The following is a 16,211-nucleotide window of genomic DNA, read 5'->3' on the forward strand; positions in this document are numbered from 1 at the left end:
ATCTTAAATAAAATTCTAAAGAACTATATATCAAATAAATGAAATATGTTGAACAGTATGAAATGAAAATAATTAAAACTCTCAACAAGTCATGTGTCACGAAGGAGTAGAGATGGATTTCATTGATCAGATTAAAGAATTAGCCGCAAGGATTCCAAAGTTACGTGAAAATATAAAAACTGAAGAGGCTACAAAAAATGCCCTTGTAATGCCCCTGATAAACATATTGGGATACAACGTTTTTGACCCTACTGAAGTTATTCCTGAATATACGGCAGACTTTGGGACAAAGAAAGGCGAAAAAGTCGATTATGCTATATTCAAAGATGGAAATCCGGTAATACTGATAGAGTGTAAAAATATTGATGCTGACCTGGATAGAGTGCATGCTTCACAGCTTTTCAGATACTTCAGTGTAACCGAAGCAAAAATTGGCATACTGACAAACGGAATCATTTATCGCTTTTACACTGATCTGGATTCCCCCAACAAAATGGATGATAAGTCTTTCCTTGAGATCAATTTTCTGGACATTAAAGAACCGTTAATAAACGAACTTAAAAGATTCAGGAAAGAATCTTTCGATATAGATGATCTGGCTCCTGTTGCCTGCGAATTGAAGTATACCAGAGAGATAAAACAGATTCTTTCAAAAGAGACAAATTTGCCATCAGAAGATTTTGTCAAATTTTTTGCTAAACAAGTGCACAGCGGCCCTTTAACTCAAAATGTACGCGAAAAGTTTACCGTGATTACAAAGAATGCACTCAGTCAGTTCATAAATGAGAAAATAAACGAGAGACTGAAATTCGCCATGTCGGAAAATCCTTCAGACTCTATCATAGAGAAAACCGATGGACAGGAAATTACCGACACTACAGAAGAATCAAATGACGGTATCGTGACAACGGAAGAAGAAATCGAAGGATACCATATCGTAAAATCAATCCTGCGCGCAACCATTGATCCTAAAAGAATATCCATGAGAGATAAAAAAAGATACTGTGGGATACTGCTAGATGACAACAACAGAAAACCGATCTGCAGGTTGCACTTTAATACCAAGCAAAAATACCTTGAAGTGTTCATCGATGAGAATAGAAAAGCCGAAAAGAATCCGATCACCGAATTGAACGAAATATATGATTATTCGGATCAGTTAGTAAATACAGTAAACAATTATGGAATGAGTAAATAATATCTTTTCTATTTTTTGATCCATCTATGTAATAATAAACACTGTAGCGATATCGAAGAAACAATTTAAAAATTGAAAAAATATCTATGCATCGAAAACCACTACTCGTAAACAAACAAGAAAGGCTTACTGACGAAATATTAGAAAAAACAGTAAGTAAATACGAAGCTCGAGTTTTTTCAAAAATCAGAATTGCAGATGTGTTGGACATAAACAATAGTGGAATATCCAACAAAGAATACACTTATGCATTAAAAGCTCACTTTGACTTTGTAGTCACAAATGAAGGCACATTCCCAGAATTCGTAGTCGAATTTGATGAAAAATATCATAAGTACAACAAATCTGCAATTCTTAGAGATGAACTGAAGAATAGTATTTGCTGTAAATTAAAACTTCCTCTTTTAAGAGTAACTTCTGAATACTTCGAGAAAATAGGGGACTTTTCAAGTATATTAAATTGGATCACAGAACTGTATTTCACACACAAAACATTCTTAGATGCGCAGGATCATGGGGAAATTCCATTAGATGAACCTTGGACATGGTTTAGTGTAGTTGGATACGATCCATTTATTTTTTCAAGAATATTTATTCAAAAAGCATATGATGACGGACTTTGTTGCGAACCAATAATAAGAGTCAGAATTGGAAATCGAGATGAAAGAAGATATCATGCCACTTTAGCTACGTTAAAAATTCAAGAGAATAAATACCTCACAAGTTTAGTGGAATGTTCTGCAATTAATTTTTATGCGGTTCCAGCATGGGAGCTCTCAAAAGAGATCGCTGAATGCAATATCGCAAAAAAATTGATGTGTCTGGATGAAAACAAAAGTGAATATCAAACATATGAAGAGGTTTCAAAACTGATAAAAGAATTTGATGAAAAATACATTGTTATCATTAGTTAAAAATCAAAGTTGCGCTGGCGCACCCCGCAGCAAGCTACGGGGTATTCGAATGAAATAACTTTTTTTCACTTTTCACTTTTCACTTTTCACTTTTTTACACTACTCTTCATTCATGGAAGTTATTATGGGCAGGCCTCGCTGACGCTCGGAAAAGAACCACGGAAATACGACATTCCGGCCGCCCCGTATTCAAAATAAATATCCAAAAAACCGGTCAGGTTTTCATCATCCTTTTCCGGAATCCCGGCTCCCATTAATTCGCAGTTCCCGACAGCATTCCAGGTCTCAACGGCGAAAGGTTTTTCCTTGAGTAAAATTGAAAAAAAGGAGAAAGAAGCTCAAAGACAAAGGCACCGGACCTGAAAAGACCTTTTATTATCGGAATTACAATCTATTTGTATGTCCAAGCAGATTATAGATACGATACACCGGATCCTTGATAGATCTTTGGTACAAGTTAATACGGGGAGAACTAAAAAGGCGATTGAAAACCTTGAAAAGGCCGAAAAGCTTTCCGAAAAGGCAAAAATGCCGGAATACCTCTGCCCGATTTTTATGTTGAGGGGGAGAGCTTTGCTTGCGGAGCAAAAGAATGAAGAGGCTCTTGAGGAGTTCCAGAGTTTGATGGAACTTGCCGTGTCTCTTTTCCTTGATGATCCGGGGGAGCCTGATCACCAGTACTATGTTTATAATTCCTTTGGTTTTACAATAAAAACACTCACCGAGATAGGCAGTATTTCAAAAATAGAGGAGACCTTTTACAGTAATAAAAAATATTTCGATAAAATTTTAGCCACTTATGAGTATCTCATTGCCGAGGTCCCGAACAACCCGGAGTACATAGAGAATTACTTGAAAGTTTTGGAAAATATCAGGACCTATCACCTGAGGGCCCAGATACTTGAAGCTGAGTCCGAACTTGTCGAAAAAATAGTTCAATATTATGGAAAAATATTTGAACTGGGGTATGAAAAACCGGAATTCTTTAATAACCTGCAGGTTCTGACTGAACAATTTGAAAAATATTGTATTTTATTCGGAAAATTTGAGGACGCAAAAAGGGTCTTTGGACAGATAGAGGAAATCTATAAAAGAATCCTCAAAAGAGAACCTGGCAACCTGTTTGTCTCTGAAAATCTCCTTTCCTTATACGAAGTTTCCGGGGATCTGTACGGAAAAATTGGGAGCATCGAAGAAACTGAAGAAACCTGCCAGCAAGCTCTCGATTTCCTTAGTGAAATACTCCGGAAGTCACCAGGAAATGTTTCTTATATCCGGAAGCAGGGAGAAATTTACCAGACGCTCAGCAGGGCCTTTTATGAAGAAGGGGAAGCTGAAAAGGCTTCTCAATACGCTGAAAAAACCCTTGAGGTATTCAAAGAATTAGCCGGGAAAAACCTGGACGACCTGCTCTATCAGCATAAGATTTCCGACAAGTTCAACGAACTTGCGTTACTGTTTGGTGACAGAGGGGATATAGAGCATGCAAAAGAATGCCGTATGCAGGAAATCGAAACCTACAGGAACATACACAAAGAGAATCCGGAAGACCAGGTAAGTGCATCAAATATAGCTGCCACCCTCGACCAGATCGGACACCTCTATGCAGATCAGGGAGAAACGGAAACTGCAAAACAGTACTATGAACAGGGCCTTGAAGCCTATAAAAAACTGTTTGAAGCCTATCCCGAAGATATCGACCACGAAATAGGTATCGCAAGTTCCCTTAATTACATCGGAGAACTGTATGCGGACTTTGAACCCGAAACCGCTTTCGGATACTATGAAGAAGCTCTCGAAATTAACGAAAAAGCAGTGAAACTCTTCCCGGAAAGTACCGATTGCATGGAAGAACTCATCTATACCCTGAAAAACTTTGAATCCTTAGCTGTCAGGCAAGAACAATATGAAAACGCAATCCTTCACCGTGAACGCATTACGGAACAAAGCCTCCGGATTGCCAGTGAAAACCCCGAAGTCCTGAGCTACAAAAAAGACCTGGCTCTTTCCTACAAAGAACTTGGAATACTTTTTGAAAAAGCAGAAAAGCCGGAACTTGCAAAACAGCAGTATTCAAAATCAGCCGATGTTTTCAGGCATATCCTGCAAGATGAAACCGAAGAAACCCTTACAAAAGATCTTCTGGTGGTGGAACTCCAGAAGCAGGCAACTTCTTATATCTATGAAGAAAAGTACGGTCTTGCGAAAGAATACCTGGCCCTTGTCCGCGATTACTGCGAGGACTCATACGAAAAAGATCCTGAAAAACCGGAAAACTGGAAGGCTGTCTGTGAAATACGGACCCTTAGCGGGATTTTACATGAATCCATGGGAAATTACGAAGTAGCCATCCCGATCTACGAATCAGCATTCCCAATACTGAATAAGCACCTTGAGTCCGAGCCCGAAAACCTTGAATACCAGTCAATGATGAGTGTTTTACATACCCAGCTAGGCATTGCGTATCATTCGGCCGGCGAGTACGAGAAATCAAAAGAATCCTTTGAAAAAAGTATTCCCATAAACGCAAAACTGCTTGATGAAGAACCTGAAAATTTCTTATACATGGGTGGAGTGGCAGTAACATATGCAAAATACTCAGAGTTACTCACAAGCCTGGGCAGGAAAGAAGAAGCAGAAAAATACGCTGCAAAAGCTAACGAGTTAAAGGAACACCTAACGAAAAAGTGTGAGCTGGAAGATTTGTAAACGAAGGAGAGGAGCCCGAAAAAGAGCTTTGAAATCCAAAAATCCAGAAGAACGCAGGTTTCCACAGAGTTAAGGGCGGGCGCAACCCCAAAAAACATGAGAGTTCAATATTAAGGCCAGTTTGGAATTAAAAAATTACCAAAATTACCTGGAGAAGACCGGGAAAGCTCATCAAACATTCTAAAAACAAACCTCAATCCTCTTTCCCGGCAAGATACCGTGCAATATATTCAAGGTAGAGTTCCATGTCTTCAACGCCTTTTTGCAGGTTATCATAAAGCCTTTCAAGGTCTACTTTTGCATACATATGGACAAGCACGTTCCTGAAACCCGCAGCAGGTTCGAGTTTCCTGGCAAAGGCTTCGGGAAGGATTCCATTTTCACCCAGGGTACGGAATATTTCTTTGTAAGCATCAGGACGTTTTATCCTCTCCATCGAAATAATCATCTCCCCGATGTCCAGCATGCACTCCAGAGAGACTTGCATGTACCTTTCGACAGCTCCTCTCAGGACGTAATCGTTAGCCAGTTCTTCAAGGCTGTGCTGCTGGAGTTCCCGCAAATTATTTATGTACTCTTCAAGCATTTCGAGCTTGTCAATTATTTCCAGTCCCATCTGAACCTGCCCTTTGCCATTCTTTCAAGCGTCATTTTCATGTGCCTTTTAACGTAGTAATCCCGGTCCAGGTATTTCGACATGATCCTGGTTTCGAACAAAACCCTTTTTCGCTCATTGGATTTCAAAATAATTCCATCACGGATAACGTTATAGGTGAGGAGCAGGGGAGACTCGTTAAGGATCACGAGGTCTATATTGTTTGTTTTAAGAAGGACTCCCAGTTCCCCGATGAGCTCCAGCTGAAGGTCAAAAGCTTCCTTTCTTGTAACGGCTTCATCAAAAAGCACAGCGATGTCTATATCGCTCAGCCCGTTAGCCTCTCCCCGGACGGTTGAACCGAAAAGGTAAGCAACCGTAACACTATCCACGGCGGAAAAAAACTCGCTCAGCTTATATTCAAGCTCTTCGAGGGCTATTTGTGGAGTAGAGGGCTGCATATCACCAATCGCATAGAGTTAATCAAACATTGTTAATCACGTAGAGTTAATCGCATATAATGGATTGCTCATGAAGTTATGCTCACTTCTGTTTATAACTTATTGCAAGCTTTACAATATTATCTGCTCTTTCAGGGTACTTTGAGCAGTATTAGGAACAAAGTTACGGGCATCATTCTGTTTTCGGAGCAGAATGAAGGTGGAAGGCTGCTACGGCTAAGTGCATCCGAGCGTCCCGCCACTACCAAAAAATAAAAGATAAGACTTGAAAATCGAATTTTGTACAACTCAGAACTGATCATATTCTTGCGGGCTTTTCATTCCTTCCTAATTGCTTTTTTAATTCATGGAAAAAAAGGGAAGGCCTCGCTTACGCTCGGAAAAAAAACGGAAATACGGCATAAAACGCAACCCTAATTTTAAGCCCGCTCAGGCAAAACCAGTTCCCCCACATCCTGAAAAAGTATATATGTTAATACTATTATTACAGTTAATACTTATTTATCATTTTGTAACACCGCGAACTCCAGGATGGAGGCCGGTTGAGGTTGTAACATGGAATCAGATGCCATTGACTGGAACGAGATCTGGAAAGATACGCTGCAAAAACAGCTAAAATCAAACAGGAATGTGGATTGTTCAACTATCTGGTACAGTAAGGAAAACGCCAGGCGCTTCTGGAGGATGTTCCAGGATGATAAGGCAAGGGCAATAACCGAGAAGAGAATTGAAGGCATGAAACTCTCCCCCGACTTCAGGGTCCTCGATATAGGAGCCGGGCCAGGGACCCTTGCAATCCCGATTTCACAGCGGGTCGCCCACGTAACCGCCGTAGAGCCTTCGGAAGGCATGGTGAGTGTCATGCGGGACAACATCGATGAGCACGGACTCGAAAACGTCGAATGTGTGCACAAAGACTGGGAAGCCGTTGATGTCGAATCCGACCTTTCCGCCCCCTATGACGTGGTTTTTGCCTCGTATTCCCTGGGTATGAAAGACATACGCGCCTCGGTTCAAAAGATGCTGGACGCTTCCTCAAGGTACGTTTACCTCTACTGGTTTGCAGGGGAAACCTCCTGGGACATGCATTCCCGGAAGCTCTGGCCCCTTCTTCACGGAAGGGAGTACCAGCCAGCCCCGAAGTGCGATGTTCTCTACAACGTGCTCTATGACATGGGGATCTACCCGAATGTAAGCGTCTTTCCCTTCGAGCACGTCCACAGGTATACAACCCTTGATGAAGCTGTTGAGGATTTCAAGTCCTACTACAATGCAAGCTCCGATACCCAGGAAACCATCCTCAGGGACTACTTTGAAGGCGTGCTTGAGGAAGATGACGGAGCCCTTATTCAGAGAGGGTGGTCTACAAGGGTAAAGATGTGGTGGGAAAAACCAAACTGAACCGATAGGGACCGTGCAGGGCTGCTTTATTGTCGAGACAGATAGAAAGCCGGCCGCACAACTTTTGAGAGATTTTTCCTGGAAATCCAGGTCACTTTTTTTGATTCATTTCTCAGTACATGCGGCCCTTACCAGTTCCAGGTTCCCGGCAGCAGCCCCCGGGCGCGCCAGCGACCGGCTTTTCCCTGAATAAAATGAAAAAGAAGAAAGAAGTTCAAAGACCAAGCAGCCATTGAATAGAGAAAGTAGTTGCCAAAATATTAGGAAGGCATTTTCACAGTCTCTGCTTTACTAATAATTAAGATTACTTCGGCGAAGTGCATACAGCCATCTGCCAAAAAATAAGAAAGAAGAGTTGAAAACTGGCGGTTGTGTAGCATAAAATTAGTCTTTATTCGGCTTTTCACTTTTTTGCGCTGCTCATCATTCATGACAGTTGTTCCGGGCAGGCCTCGCTGGCGCTCGGAAAAAACCCGAGAACACTACCCAGGGATACATCATATTTTCTAAAAAATTAGGGAAGTTATATCGTGAAGCGGCTCATAGAGCAAATAGATCAATTATCACTTATCCAGAAGAAAGAGGGGAAAGATGAATAAAAAAATATTAATCTGTATTTTATTTTTCTTTTTTTGTGTTGCCATAATGGCTACTGGGTGTCTGGAAAAAGAGTTAACCAGCCAAAAGCAGCTAGCTGCATATCAGGATGTGTATGAAGGGGAAAGTGAGAACTGGAAAGTAAGGTTTGTACAAAACGTAACTGAATTTATCCCTCCAGAAGAGGACGTAATACTTTATGATGTTGATGGTGAGATGATCCTGACATATAAAGGCAATCTTTCAGAGCTATCTTCCGTACAAAAAATGGAATATTCTTATGCGCGTAATTCAGGGGGAGGAGGAGGGATGGATGCCAATCCCTCTGAAAAGGTTTATGGACATAGATTCTCTCACGGAGGAGCTACGGTAGACAGAGAGGAAGCATTCAATGTCATAGTGAACCTGGACGGAAAAAAGGAAACAATCGAAGTAAAAAGATTGAATAAACTCTGAAGACCAGGTTGATTCTTATGTGCTGTATCTTCCAGGATCTTTTTTACAGCCAACTTCCGGGAAAAACCGCTCGCTTTATTCAGCTTCTCTTTTTTTCTGCGCTCCTTTTCAGTCATGGCAGTCATTTCGGGAAGGCCTCGCTGACGCTCGGAAAAGGGCCACGGGAATACGCTATTAACGACGCCCCGGTTTTTAATCCCTCCTGAGCAAAAAAAGTACATAGGGTTACCGGCTGGCAACTCACCTGGATCAATGAGCCCTCGTTTTTAACCCGAATTTCAGAACATACCGAGCCTGGCCATAATAAAATCGTAAACATGAAAGCTGGTTCGGAAGCAAAGAAAAAATAAGAAGAAAAGTAAAGGTTGAAGGAAGAGTAAAGCCTTCCGACCTCACTTCAAGCTCACCGCAACCTAACTGCAATCCCGATGAGACCTCACTGAATATTCTCGCCAATTCCGGCATACCTGGGGTCCAGTTCAACGGCTTTCCGGAAAGCTGCATCGGCTTCGTCTCCCCTGTCGAGGAAACTGAGACAGACGGCTTTCCCAAACCAGGCATCGGCGATCTCCGGGTTGATTTTGAGAACATTGTCATAGATTTCCACAGCTTCTTCAAAGCGTTTGAGCTGAGCGAGCACGAAGCCCAGGCTTGAATAGGCATCGAAGTATTCAGGGTTAAGCTCAAGGGCTTTTTTGAAGGCTTCCAGGGCTTCCTCGAATTTCTGCATCTGGCTCAGGGTGAAACCCTTGTTGTACCAGACATCGGCGTTTGTAGGGTTGATTTCAATGGACTTTTCAAAAGTTTCTACTGCCTTTTCATACTCTTCAAGGTTTTCCAGGTCTATGCCCAGGTTGTTCCAGGCATCATCGTTAAGGGGATCGAGTTCCAGCGCCTTTTCATAAGCTTTCATGGCCTGCCTGTAGCTCCCTATACTGTCTAGGTCCACGCCCTTGTAGTACCAGGCTTCGGAAAAACCGGGGTCTAACTCGATTGCCCTGTCATAGGCAATAACGGCTTCGTCATACATTCCCAGCTGTGCGAGGGCGATTCCCTTCCCTACCCAGGCTTCCTTGTAATTCGAGTCTTCCTCAAGGACCTTTTCAAAAGCTTCAACAGCCTTTTCGTAGGCTCCCATCTGGTTCAGGTTAAGGGCCTTTCCGTACCAGGCGTTGGGATAGTCAGGCCTGAGTTTGAGAGCTTTTTCGTAGGCTACAACTGCCTTATCGTATTTTCCTACCTGGGAAAGGGAAAAAGCCATGTTGTTCCACAGGTCCGGGTCTTCCGGGAAAATCTCAACAGCTTTTTCATACAGTTTGAGGGCCTCCTCGTATTTCCCGATTCCTTCGAGTGCTGCAGCCTTGTTGTTCAGGAGGCAGAAATTCTTCGGGTCCAGTTTGATAGCATTGTCAAAAGCAACTATTGCTTCCCTGTACTTCCCCATCTTAACGAGGTCAAGCCCGTACCCGTTCCATTCGGCTGCAACTTCTTCTTCGGAAACATCCTCACCAGCATTTTCCGAATCGTCCAGAACATAGGCCACTTCCTCAAAGGATGCTTCCCCGCTGCTTTCATCGGCATTTCCCTTAAAACTCGTTTCCTTCGCTTCTTCAGAACTCATGCCACAATTTCCTATAATATTTTCATAATAAATTCAAATTAGAGGTTTCTGTACTACCCGGATTCGTTACATACTTAAATCTATTGTTCGTATCTGTCCCTTGTAATGACCTATACATCGTACTTCATGGCTTTTATATGCTCGCCCTTCAAAAAAGCCCGAGCAAAGATACTCTAAAAACTAAAAATAAAACGGGAAACCATGAACGAAAACCAGCCCAGCTTTTTGAGAGCAGTCCTCTTTGATATGGACAATACCCTTTTCGACTTCGTAGCAGCAAAGCTCGTAGCCTGCAGGAAGATCCTTGCCTACCTGGGAACGGAAAACAATAGGGGTAAAGAAAAAAAAGAGAAAGCCGCAAATGCGGAAGAACTTTTCAGGTACTTCCTGAGAGGAGTCCATGGTTTTGAAGATTACGAAAATATAAAGGACTACATGCAGGAAAGGAACCTTTTTACACTCCCTGCCTACAGCAAGTGCTGTGAAATCTACGAGAAGGAAAAACTGGAAAACCTCGAACTCTATCCCGGCGTAAGGGCTACCTTTGACGAACTAAAAAAACTGGACCTGAAACTCGCAGTCATAACGGATGCCGACAGCGCCCATGCCCGGGCAAGGCTCGGAAAAGTCGGGCTCCTTGACTCCTTTGAACTAATGGTTGCCGCGGACATGACAGGTCGAAAAAAACCTGACCCCGAACCTTTCCTTTACGCCCTCCGGGACCTGGGAGTGAAACCCGGGGAAACCCTTGTCGTGGGGGACAACCTCCTGAGAGACATTGCCCCTGCCCGCAAACTCGGCCTGCACACGGCATACGCCGCCTATGGAGACTGGAAAGACTGGAGAAAATCCGGGGAAATCGCTCAAGCCTTCGATTTCCGGCTCAATACCTTCCCGGATCTGCTTCACTGCATCTGCTCCCTGAAAGAGCAAAACTGAAAAAAAACCCGTAATGTAAATAAGAAAAGATATTGACACTGAAAAAGAAAAGATATTGACACTAAAAAAGAAAAGATATTGACACTAAAAAAGAAAAGATATTGACACTAAAAAAGAAAAGATATTGCCGCTGAATCTGAAAAATTCCGGGAAGATAAAATCCGGAAGAAATCCCCAGATAACGGCGTTTGCATGCTCTGGTTCAAAGCTATTTCGGAGACAGTGTCAAAACAACTTTTTAGAGAAGGTCCGAGTATACCGGATTTACGTCTACTGCTTTTTCGTAGGCTTCCATAGCTTTCTGATGCTTCTTGACCCTGTCGTATACTATACCTTTGCCTATCCAGGCTTTGGTAAAGTTCGGGTTGATATCAATGGCTTTTTCGAAGGCTTCAAGGGCTTCTTTGTATTTCTCCAGGTCCCTCAGGGCAATGCCCTTGTTATACCAGAACCTGGCGTTCTCGGGATTTGCTTTGATCTTTTTGTCAAAAATCTCCACGGCTCTTTTAATGTACAGCTTTGATTCGTCATTGTTTCCAAGCCAGCGGAGAGCAACCCCTTTGTTGTAGAGGGCCTTTCCATTCCCGGGGTTCAATTCGATTGCCCGGTTAAAAGCTTCCAGGGCTTCCTCGTAACTTCTTACCTTGCAGAGGCCCATTCCCTTCTTGCACCATTCGCTTGCGCTCATGGCGTTCAGGTCATAGCTCTTCTCATAGAGCTTGATCGCTTTTTCCAGGTCATCCATGGCTTCTTCGTATAACCTCATTTCCCGAAAGGCTACCCCGCGCATGTGCCAGACTTCAGGGTCATCGGGAGCGATTTCCACAGCCTTGTTATACGCATCAAGAGCCTCTTCATACTGCATCAGGTCGTAGAGCAACTCAGCTTTGCAGTACCAGGTTTTAGCATCCACGGGATTGATCTCAAGGGATTTATTCATTGCCTCGAGGGCCAAATCATGATTCATCATACATTTCAGAACCATTCCCTTGCTGAACCAGATTTTTGCATTATTAGGGCTAATTTCAAGAGCTTTGTTGTAAGCATCCAGGGCTTCTTTAAACCTTTTAAGTTCCTGGAATGCAACGCCTTTATTGTACCAGTCATTGGACGTCATAATCTTTTTCCAGATCTTTTTTGGTATTTCCACCGTTTTAACCACTATCCCTGAACAACAATATTATATGCATTCAGAGCATTAAAGCCGTTTTGTATTTGAAATCCTTATCCAAAATAAGGACCTATATACAGTTACGCGTAATACTTTACGCTCTGTTCTGTTTTAAACATTTTGAAATTTTCACAGACAGTAATTATTTAAAAATAGAGTTTTGAAAACTGAAGCTATATTTTTAAAAAAAGAAGGTAATTTTGGAGCAAGTCCAAAAAATTATCCCGCCTTATTTTCCTTCTATTTTCAGCAGCGGGTTTTCACATATATAAACAATTCCCCTGGAAGGAAGTGTTCCAGGCTCTTATGCCACCCCCCTTGAAAAACATGTGTAATTCCAGTTTCAAACACGCAATCTCCCGTTTACTTTTCCTGAAAACTTTTCAAGACCGTTAACCCGGCTTGCTTTTCCCGGAATCTTTTCTCAACCGTTTTTCCAGAATCCGGAAGTCCGGCAATAAATGGAACAGGCAAAATCTGCTTATATTCTCATCCGAAGCCGGACTCCCAGGACCTTCTTTTCAGGCCCAGTTCCGCCGCAGGATCATCCTTATCCGGGTTTTCAGCTCCAGGGGATTAACAGGTTTCACAATGAAGTCCTCAGCTCCGGTTTCGAAACCCTCTATTCTAACACCCGGCTCGTCCTTTGAGCTGAGCAGCATCACCGGCACATGCCTGCAAAGGGGGTCACTCTTTAACTTCTTGCAGACTTCAAACCCGTCAATCCCCGGAAGCTTCAGGTCGAGCAGGACAAGGTCCGGCCTCTGGGATTTAACCGCCTCAAGAGCAGTAAAACCATCCGAAGCTCCGGCAAGACTGTAATTCTCAGCCTCAAGCACCTTCGAAAGAGATGTCAGGGCTTCCGGATCATCATCAGCTATCAGGATCTTCTCGCGCGTGTCCTGAAAGCTTGTAATCCGGGCTTTTACCAGTTCCTCGGGAACCGAAAGGTTGTCTGCAATTACGCTGTCACTGATTTCAGGATGCTCTTCAATTAATTTCAAAATTTCCAAATCGAGATTTCTCTCAGTCATACCCACCACACTCCTTTCTTTATACATTTTATTAGGTATTAAACATTTCTCAAATATTTAAACTAACAGTAAAGAACCGGAGATTTCCGGGGAAACATAATAGAATTTCCCAAATATTTAGAGGATTTCATATCAATCGCCAGACTTAATCAATAAGGAGATACCTTTATAATCATAAAGGATGACTTAATATCGGAAAGGAAAATTAAATTCCAATAACAGCCACCTCTGAGATGATATTAATGGACACACTAGAAAAAATATTTGGAAAAACTGCACAGATGACAGTACTTAAAAACCTGATCGGACACCAGAATGAATCAACCTACCTTTCCGGGATTGCAGAAGAAACCGGCCTGTCTCACTCAAGCGTTTCAAGGGTTATAACCCCCCTGATCGAAACAGGCATAGTAATCGAAAAACCCCTCGGAAAGCAGATCCGGACCTTCCAGTTAGACATGGAAAACGAGGCAACTCAGCTAATCATTGACTTCTATAGTAAGATCAACCAGATGGTAGAGTAAGCCCCGGACAATCCGGAAAGCAAGGATAAAGTATAGACATAAAATAGAGACCGAAAAAGAGTTCCTTTCTCTCTTTTTCATTTTACTTTATTTTTACCAAACTCTGAGCCTGTAAGTTCCGGAGTTTCGAGAATATTTAGTATTCTAGCTTAATCGGATCATTCACCAGATTCTTTTTCTAATTCTGTTTCGATTTTTGATCTATCCTTGATCTATCCTTGATCTGTCCTTTTTTCGATTCCTTTCATCACTTTCGAGACCATTATTTTCGAGGTAATCCATTTCCAGACTGGCTGAAACCTTGTTCGATATTTTTAAAACATGTTTCCCGGATTTTTGAATTCGACCTCATGAGAAAGAAAAAGTAATACATCCGGACCATCTGCGCGGAACAAACTCCATAAATACATTATGATAAGCAGAATTTTGTTAGAAGCCAGTACACATTTAAAAATATTTGAAATGATAAATAGTATTAAATACACTTTTGATATCACAAAATATCACAAAATTTAATATATATGTTACCAATCTAGGGTTATCTCATTAATAGAAAATATAGGAGTTGTAGAGTCATGAAAAATGCATTAAAATACCTCTTTATTATCGGGCTCATTCTCTGCTCGACGGGGATGGCAAGTGCACACTTTACCATGATCTTCCCGAGTGACGATGAAGCCAGTGTTTTCGATGTAACCCCCAAAGATTTCATAGCAGATCTGGGCGAAGAAAAAACCGTTTACATAATCTGGGGACACCCCTACGAACACATCCTCTTTGACCTGGACCCTGCCCCCACGGTAAGTATTTACAAGCCGGACGGAAGCGTCGAGGAACTTGAAGTAAGCAAGATAAGCGTCCCCGGCCAGGATGAGGAAGGCAACGATGGGGAATTCGTAGCCTATAAAGCTTCTTTTATCGTTGACCAGATGGGCGACACCATTGTGGCTGTCAGGTACGTCTCCGAAGGAGAGGAACTTATTGACTACACCAAGGCAGTTATCCACTGCGGGGAAGAAGTCTGGGAAGGCTGGGACGCTGCAGTTGGACAGAAGACCGAACTGGTCCCCTATGTGAGGCCCTACGGCATGGAAGAAGGTTTCGTCTTCTCAGGAAAAGCCCTGTATGAAGGAGAAGCTCTCGCAGACTCCATAGTGGAAGTCGAAAAATACCACACCCTCGAAGCAGGCAGGGAAATTGTCGAGGATGCCGAAGCTCTTTTCCCCTACGACGCCCCCATGGTCTTCACCAGGCAGGTCAAATCCAACGCCGACGGGTACTTCGTATACACCCTTGATGAGCCGGGAATCTGGTACGTGGGCGCAACAAAGGAAAATGAAGGAGAATACAGCGTAAGAGGCGTACTGGAAGTGCCTGTCCTGGAAGCCTTCCCGACCGAAGAGACCCCTGTCGAGACTGTCATTCTCTCGGAAGAAGGAGCTGAAGCCGAAGAAGAAGGCGAGGAAAGCACAAGCGCTCCTGGCTTTGGAGCTGTCTTTGCCGTAGGCGGAATGCTTGCAGTCCTCTTCCTCACAAGGAGAAAGTAAAGGAAAAAATCGAAAAATTTTAATAATTATCTCTGAAAATCTCTCTAAAAAATAATTGAAAAACATCTAAAAAATAATTGAAAAACATCTAAAAAATAATTGAAAAACATCTAAAAAATAATTGAAAAACATCTAAAAACGAATTGAAAAACATCTAAAAACGAGGGGGCTAACCCCCATTACTTTTTAATTCATTTATATGACAATTGTCCAATATATATTTGATTGTTAGATATGATCGTTTTCGAGTCTTATTCGAGCCTTATGATAAAGATTAGTGGGTAGAAGAATGGCCTGATTTGTATCCGAAAAATACAAAAAGTAGGAAAAATCTGGAAAAATTAGAGCTTAAAAAATAATCATCTCAAGAAATAATTATCTTAAAAAAAATGAAGGGTTGAAAAATGCACATATCGGATGGAGTGCTACCAACTTCAGTTGTTGCGGCCGGATGGGTAATAACACTAATTTTGCTTGCGGTAACCCTTGGCCTGAGCAGGAAAAAGGGAAATATTTCAGAACAGGTCCCTAAACTATCGGTTATCACCGGGGCCTTTTTCGTGGCATCCCTGGTCCATATTCCCGTACCCCCCACAAGTGTCCACCTGATCCTGAACGGGCTTGTGGGAGTCGTGCTGGGGGTTCTGGCTTTTCCCTCGATCTTTGTGGGGCTCACCCTGCAGGCCATACTCTTCCAGCACGGAGGAATTACCACAATCGGAATTAATACTGTGAACATGGGCGTTCCGGCTCTCCTGGCCTATGCCGTCTTCAGGGCAGGGGCCGGGAAAGTAAAGACTAACAGAGGGGTGTCCGAAAGCTTATTCGGGGCTCTTGCCGGAGGGCTTGCCGTAATCATTAATATCGTGTTTCTCTCCATCACCCTCCTTAGTTCTGGAGAAGCTTTCACCGAAGTTGCAAAATTTGCAGCACTGACTCATGTTCCGATTATAATTATCGAAGCAGTGATTACCGGGGCTGTTGTAAGTTATCTTGCAAAGGTCAAGCCTGAACTGCTCCCCCTGAACACGGAGGTCTGAAAAA

Annotated in this window: 14 protein-coding genes; 9 read left to right on the forward strand and 5 right to left on the reverse strand. The window is 42.6% G+C overall.

Annotation, left to right across the window (positions count from 1 at the left end; translation table 11 throughout):
- The first annotated feature begins 112 nt into the window (after positions 1–112).
- The 3 genes from MSMTP_RS11730 to MSMTP_RS11740 all read left to right on the forward strand — a co-directional run bounded on the left by MSMTP_RS11730 (position 113) and on the right by MSMTP_RS11740 (position 4,821).
- Positions 113–1,198 carry a type I restriction endonuclease gene (locus MSMTP_RS11730; RefSeq protein WP_048179578.1) on the forward strand — a complete coding sequence of 362 codons (1,086 nt, stop codon included), beginning with the start codon at positions 113–115 and terminating at the stop codon, positions 1,196–1,198.
- 86 nt (positions 1,199–1,284) lie between these two features.
- The gene (locus MSMTP_RS11735) at positions 1,285–2,112 is read left to right on the forward strand and encodes a DUF2726 domain-containing protein (RefSeq protein WP_048179579.1); all 828 of its coding nucleotides are present in this window, start codon (positions 1,285–1,287) and stop codon (positions 2,110–2,112) included.
- 447 nt (positions 2,113–2,559) lie between these two features.
- Entirely contained in the window at positions 2,560–4,821 is a 2,262-nt protein-coding gene (locus MSMTP_RS11740) for a tetratricopeptide repeat protein (RefSeq protein ID WP_231582769.1), read from the forward strand.
- 193 nt (positions 4,822–5,014) lie between these two features.
- Here MSMTP_RS11740 and MSMTP_RS11745 read toward each other — a convergent pair whose 3' ends face one another.
- Complete coding sequence (locus MSMTP_RS11745) at positions 5,015–5,437, reverse strand: DUF86 domain-containing protein (RefSeq protein ID WP_048179585.1); 423 nt, start codon at positions 5,435–5,437, stop codon at positions 5,015–5,017.
- Complete coding sequence (locus MSMTP_RS11750) at positions 5,422–5,877, reverse strand: nucleotidyltransferase domain-containing protein (RefSeq protein ID WP_048179588.1); 456 nt, start codon at positions 5,875–5,877, stop codon at positions 5,422–5,424. The genes MSMTP_RS11745 and MSMTP_RS11750 overlap by 16 nt, the downstream gene beginning before the upstream one ends.
- Positions 5,878–6,432: 555 nt before the next feature.
- Here MSMTP_RS11750 and MSMTP_RS11755 point away from each other — a divergent pair.
- Positions 6,433–7,278 carry a class I SAM-dependent methyltransferase gene (locus MSMTP_RS11755; RefSeq protein ID WP_048179591.1) on the forward strand — a complete coding sequence of 282 codons (846 nt, stop codon included), beginning with the start codon at positions 6,433–6,435 and terminating at the stop codon, positions 7,276–7,278.
- 591 nt (positions 7,279–7,869) lie between these two features.
- Positions 7,870–8,331 carry a hypothetical protein gene (locus tag MSMTP_RS11760; RefSeq protein WP_048179594.1) on the forward strand — a complete coding sequence of 154 codons (462 nt, stop codon included), beginning with the start codon at positions 7,870–7,872 and terminating at the stop codon, positions 8,329–8,331.
- A gap of 436 nt (positions 8,332–8,767) precedes the next feature.
- Here the strand turns inward: MSMTP_RS11760 and MSMTP_RS11765 are convergent, their stop codons facing one another.
- Positions 8,768–9,952, reverse strand: coding sequence for a tetratricopeptide repeat protein (locus MSMTP_RS11765; RefSeq protein WP_048179597.1), 1,185 nt, complete (start codon positions 9,950–9,952; stop codon positions 8,768–8,770).
- A 201-nt stretch (positions 9,953–10,153) separates the two neighbouring features.
- On the opposite strand from MSMTP_RS11765, the gene MSMTP_RS11770 reads away from it, so the two are divergent.
- The gene (locus MSMTP_RS11770; protein ID WP_048179600.1) at positions 10,154–10,891 is read left to right on the forward strand and encodes an HAD family hydrolase; all 738 of its coding nucleotides are present in this window, start codon (positions 10,154–10,156) and stop codon (positions 10,889–10,891) included.
- Positions 10,892–11,129: 238 nt separating this feature from the next.
- Here MSMTP_RS11770 and MSMTP_RS11775 read toward each other — a convergent pair whose 3' ends face one another.
- Positions 11,130–12,008, reverse strand: a complete 879-nt coding sequence (locus tag MSMTP_RS11775; RefSeq protein ID WP_048183480.1) for a tetratricopeptide repeat protein — start codon at positions 12,006–12,008, stop codon at positions 11,130–11,132.
- 575 nt (positions 12,009–12,583) lie between these two features.
- A complete protein-coding gene (locus tag MSMTP_RS11780) occupies positions 12,584–13,096 on the reverse strand; it encodes a PleD family two-component system response regulator (RefSeq protein ID WP_048179602.1) in 513 nt (170 codons plus the stop codon).
- A gap of 242 nt (positions 13,097–13,338) precedes the next feature.
- Here MSMTP_RS11780 and MSMTP_RS11785 point away from each other — a divergent pair, with 242 nt between their 5' ends.
- From MSMTP_RS11785 to cbiM, 3 genes are all read left to right on the forward strand, one after another.
- Positions 13,339–13,620: a helix-turn-helix domain-containing protein gene (locus MSMTP_RS11785; protein ID WP_048179605.1), complete on the forward strand. Its 282-nt coding sequence runs from the start codon at positions 13,339–13,341 to the stop codon at positions 13,618–13,620.
- Positions 13,621–14,195: 575 nt separating this feature from the next.
- Positions 14,196–15,167, forward strand: coding sequence for a DUF4198 domain-containing protein (locus MSMTP_RS11790; RefSeq protein ID WP_048179606.1), 972 nt, complete (start codon positions 14,196–14,198; stop codon positions 15,165–15,167).
- A 404-nt stretch (positions 15,168–15,571) separates the two neighbouring features.
- The gene (cbiM, locus tag MSMTP_RS11795) at positions 15,572–16,207 is read left to right on the forward strand and encodes a cobalt transporter CbiM (protein WP_048179609.1); all 636 of its coding nucleotides are present in this window, start codon (positions 15,572–15,574) and stop codon (positions 16,205–16,207) included.
- Positions 16,208–16,211: the final 4 nt, after the last annotated feature.

This window comes from Methanosarcina sp. MTP4 (genome assembly GCF_000970045.1).
Taxonomy (GTDB): Archaea; Halobacteriota; Methanosarcinia; order Methanosarcinales; family Methanosarcinaceae; genus MTP4.